Consider the following 1664-nt stretch of genomic DNA (forward strand, 5'->3'; position numbering starts at 1 on the left):
CTAACCTCGCGCTTTCATGAAGCGGGCTGTCCGGCAGGTGATCAGATAGGCGAAAAGTGCCTCTGACCAGCGAGAATAAGGATTGTCTAGGCCCTTGTTCCCGCGCCGTCGGAGGCACTTCTCAGGTGAGTAAGCGTATCGGGTCCTACCCGCGTGTCCGGATGTCGGGTGGCGGCAACGGGGTGGTCTCGCAGGCCGGCGGGGTGCTGCTCGTGGAGACGGCCCGCCGGACGGGCCTGGCGGCCGCGCTGTCGGACGCGCTCGCGGCATGGCGAAAGCCCAGGGCGGTGCACGATCCCGGCAAGATCCTGCTCGATGTCGCGCTTGCCGTGGCCCTGGGCGGGGACTGCCTGGCCGATGTCGCCATGCTTCGGGCCGAGCCCGCCGTGTTCGGCCCGGTCGCCTCCGACCCGACCGTCTCCCGCCTGGTCGACACCCTCGCCGCGGCCGGCCCCCGCGCACTCACGGCGATCCGCAGTGCACGGGCCGAAGTCCGTTATCGAGTCTGGCAGTTGGCCCGCGAGTCGGCACCGGACGCGGCCGGTGAGGTGATTGTGGACATCGACGGGGTCCTGGTCCTGGCGCACTCCGAGAAGGAGCACGCCGCCAAGACCTGGAAGAAGACCTTCGGCCATCACCCGCTGTTCGCATTCGTCGACCACGGCCCGGACGGGTCCGGGGAGCCGGTGGCGGGCCTGCTGCGGCCGGGAAACGCGGGCAGCAACACGGCCGCCGACCACATCGAAGCGGCCCGGACGGCGCTGGCCCAGCTGCCGAAGAAGTACCGGCGCGGACGCCGCACGCTGATCCGCACCGACTCCGGTGGCGGCACCCACAAGTTCCTCAACTGGCTCACCGCACGAGGCCGATGGCTGTCCTACTCGGTCGGGATGACCATCACCGACGCCATCCACCAGGCCGCTCTCCTCATCCCAGCCTCGGCCTGGACACCGGCCGTCGAGCCGGACGGCAAGGTCCGCGACGGCGCCTGGGTCGCCGAGCTCGCCGGCGATGTCCTGGCTGGCTGGCCGAAGGGCATGCGGCTGATCGTGCGCAAGGAACGGCCGCACCCCGGAGCACAGTTGCGCTTCACCGACGCCGACGGCATGCGGCTGACCTGCTTCGCCACCAACACCACCGGCACCCCGATCGCCCAACTGGAGCTGCGGCACCGTCAGCGCGCCCGCGCCGAGGACCGCATCCGTGCCGCCCGCGACACCGGCCTGCGTAACCTGCCCCTGCACGATGCCGCGCAGAACCAGGTCTGGCTGGAGATCGTCCAGCTCGCGCTCGACCTGCTCGCCTGGATGCCCATGCTCGCCCTGACCGGGGCCGCCCGCCGGTGGGAGCCCAAGCGCCTGCGACTGAGGCTGTTCTCCGCCGCCGCCCGGCTCGTCACCACCGGCCGCCGTCGCTACCTCCGGCTCGCCCTCCACTGGCCCTGGACCGACGTGATCACGGCTGCGTTCGAACGCCTGCAAGCCCTGCCGAACCCCGGCTGACCGGCAGCGATTCTCCATACCGACGAGCAAGCTTCACTCCCGGAGCCGTGGAACCCGGCGCCCACCCGACGCGACAGCCGGGCCACCAGCCTGCCCCACATCGCCCGAACAAGCCGAAACGGCCCGCCGGATAGACCGACGGACCGTCACGAAATATCGAGG

Annotated in this window: 1 protein-coding gene; it reads left to right on the forward strand. The window is 70.7% G+C overall.

Annotation, left to right across the window (positions count from 1 at the left end; all coding sequences use genetic code 11):
* The first annotated feature begins 125 nt into the window (after positions 1–125).
* On the forward strand, positions 126–1502 hold the full coding sequence (locus ACZ52J_RS42825) for an IS1380 family transposase (RefSeq protein ID WP_465626855.1): 1377 nt from the start codon (positions 126–128) through the stop codon (positions 1500–1502).
* Positions 1503–1664: the final 162 nt, after the last annotated feature.

The organism is Kitasatospora sp. NPDC034035 (assembly GCF_055575755.1).